Below are 2,557 nucleotides of genomic sequence, written 5' to 3' on the forward strand. Positions count from 1 at the left end.
AGGTGCCCACCAAGGACGATGTGAACCGCGCGCTGTACGAGATCGGACATCGACGCCGGGTGGTGGTGTGCGGCACCGACGCCGGCCTGGCCGCGCTGCTCACGCGACTGCTGCGGACGGAGAACCTGGACATGGAGGTCGCGTACGTCGCCGAGGACCCCACTCCGGCCACCCGCGCCTACGACCTGCCCACCGGTTCGGCCGCCGCCAAGCTCGGGGTCCGGGGCGAGGCCAGGGAGGTACCGCTGATCCGGGACGAGACCGGAACGGTCCTGGTGGGCGAGGCCACCGTCACCGGACCGGGCGGCGCCCACCTGGTGGGCGAGGCGTACGCCGACGACGAGCGGATCTTCTCCGGGGAGATCGACACCCTCACTGTCCGCCCGACCCCGCAGCTTCCCGGTGTCCGCGCCACCGCGGCACGGCCGCGCAGGGTGCTGAGGCGCTCCTGGCTGCCGGCCCGCGCCGTTCAACTGGGGACGGAGGCGGGGGTCATCACCCGTGACGGGGTCACCGGTCGGCGGGCGGTCAAGAGGACCTCTTTCTATCGTCATACCGAGCCATGGAGGCTCGTGTCGCCCTGAGCGGGGGCATGACGGTGGCCGGACGGTCGGGGGACTCGGGCCACTCCTCCAGCAGTTCCGGCTCCACGGCGGGCGTGCGCACCGTGGGGGGCAGCGTGGCCAGCGCCGAGATCTTGCTCAGCCCCGCCACCTGCATCATGTCCACGAGGATCGAGCGGATCTGGGCCAGCATCACGGTCTCCGTCAGGCCGGAGCCCGGAACGAGTTCACGCTTGGCCCGTGCCGCCACCGCCCGCAGGGTCCGGTGCACCTCGGCGTCGGTGGGCGCGTCGGGATCCGCCGCCACCCGCCGGGTGAGCAACTCCAGCGCCTCGCCCAGCCCCGCGATCAGCGAGCTCAGGGCCGGCGGGACGTCCACCTGGTCGTCGACCGCCACGATCGCCCGCCGGGCCAGGACGCGGATGTTGCGGATGCCGTTGTCCAGCGGGTTGAGCACGCTCGTCAGCACGATCTCCTCCGGACGGCGCCGTCGGTAGAACGGCGAGATCCGGACCAGTTCGCGGGCACCCGCGAGTTGCTCGGCGATCTCGTCGACCGCCGGTTGGGTGTCGCGGGCCTCCTGCAGGGCGGAGCGGATGAGGTCCGAGTCCCTGTGTTCCAGCCCCTCGGCGACCTCCGCCAGCACCGACGAGGCCACGCCCAGCAGCGAGGCCGCCTCGCGTCGGGCGCGGCGCAGCGGATGGACCGGCATCAGCGCCATGGCCACCAGTGCCACCACCCCGCCGACCGCCGCGTCGACCATCCGCTCGTAGCCACCCGCGCTGCCCGGGGGCAGGAGTGTGGCCACGAGGATCGCCGACGACGCGGCCTGCGTCCCCACGAGCGCCCCGCGGTCGAGGAACACCGCCGCGGACATGGCCAGCACCACCACCGCGGCGATCTGCCACGGGCCGGAGCCGATCTGGGCGATCAACAGGTCGCCCAGACCCACGCCCACCACGACGCCGATCACCAGCTCGATGCCGCGGCGGATCCGGCGCCCCATGCCGGTGCCCAGTGCCAGGGCGGCGGCGATGGGCGCGAAGAACGGCGCGGGGTGGCCGAGTACGTCGTGTGCGAGGAACCAGGCGATCCCCGCGGCGAGGCCGCACTGCAGGATCGGGAGGAACGCGTACGCCAGCCGTCGGGTCCGCGTCCTCAGCGGGACCGGGAGCGCGCCGTAGACGCCCTGCGTTCGGGCGTCCAGTCGGTCACGCCAGGCCGAGAGGCGCGGCGGCGTGCGGGTCCGACTCATTGACCAGGTCCAGACAACGGATGTACTCCTCCTCCTCGCCGATCGACTGCGCGGCGCGGGCCAGGGCGGCCACACACCGCAGGAAGCCGCGGTTGGGCTCGTGGTCGAACGGCACCGGGCCGAAGCCCTTCCAGCCGTGACGACGCAGTTGGTCCAGGCCCCGGTGGTAGCCGGTGCGGGCGAAGGCGTAGGCGCTGATCACGTCGCCGCCGTCGAGGGCGCGCTCGGCGAGCTCCGCCCACGCGATCGACGCGGTGGGGTGTGAGGCCGCCACCGAGCGGGGATCCTCCCCGGCGGCGATGGCGTCCTCCGCCTCCGGGTCGCCGGTGAGACGGGTGGGCGGGGGGCCGAGGAGATCTCCGAACTGGGTCATGCCCCCATTGTCCACGAACCTACGACAACCGACCGGGGTCCGACCCCCGGCGGCGATCCCCGGGGCGATCAACGGTGCGATCCCGGAGGGATCCCGGCGCCATCCGGTCCTGGCGGCTCCCGGCCCGGATCGCCCGCCCCGGTGAACTCTCCGTGACCAATCAGTGGGTTTTCTTACGCACGCGCCCGCGGGTGGGGTGAACTGGACGCATGCATTCTGCCGCCCATCCCGGTGCCTCGACCTCTCCCACCGGCCTCGACCGACGGACCGTCCTCAAGGCGGGTGCCCTGGCCGGAGCCGCGGCGGGTACCAGCGCCCTGGCGGGCCGGCCCGCGGTCGCGGGTGCCGACGTGGGCGTCTTCCGGC

4 protein-coding genes are annotated in these 2,557 nt (G+C 73.4%); 2 read left to right on the plus strand and 2 right to left on the minus strand.

The window, feature by feature from the left end:
- Positions 1-584: hypothetical protein (locus G6031_RS17945; protein WP_182654011.1), on the plus strand; the 584-nt coding region annotated here is incomplete at its 5' end.
- On the opposite strand, the gene G6031_RS17950 is transcribed toward G6031_RS17945, so the two are convergent.
- Both G6031_RS17950 and G6031_RS17955 read right to left on the minus strand, forming a co-directional pair.
- Complete coding sequence (locus G6031_RS17950; RefSeq protein ID WP_179523499.1) at positions 529-1,818, minus strand: FUSC family protein; 1,290 nt, start codon at positions 1,816-1,818, stop codon at positions 529-531. The two genes, G6031_RS17945 and G6031_RS17950, sit on opposite strands and share 56 nt — an antisense overlap.
- Complete coding sequence (locus G6031_RS17955; RefSeq protein ID WP_095717384.1) at positions 1,775-2,191, minus strand: DUF3151 domain-containing protein; 417 nt, start codon at positions 2,189-2,191, stop codon at positions 1,775-1,777. The genes G6031_RS17950 and G6031_RS17955 overlap by 44 nt, the downstream gene beginning before the upstream one ends.
- Positions 2,192-2,400: 209 nt before the next feature.
- Here G6031_RS17955 and G6031_RS17960 point away from each other — a divergent pair.
- Positions 2,401-2,557 (plus strand): twin-arginine translocation signal domain-containing protein (locus G6031_RS17960; RefSeq protein ID WP_182654012.1); only part of this gene is annotated, 157 nt, incomplete at its 3' end.

The sequence above is a fragment of the Dietzia sp. CQ4 genome (assembly GCF_014145125.1).
Classification (GTDB): Bacteria; Actinomycetota; Actinomycetes; order Mycobacteriales; family Mycobacteriaceae; genus Dietzia; species Dietzia natronolimnaea.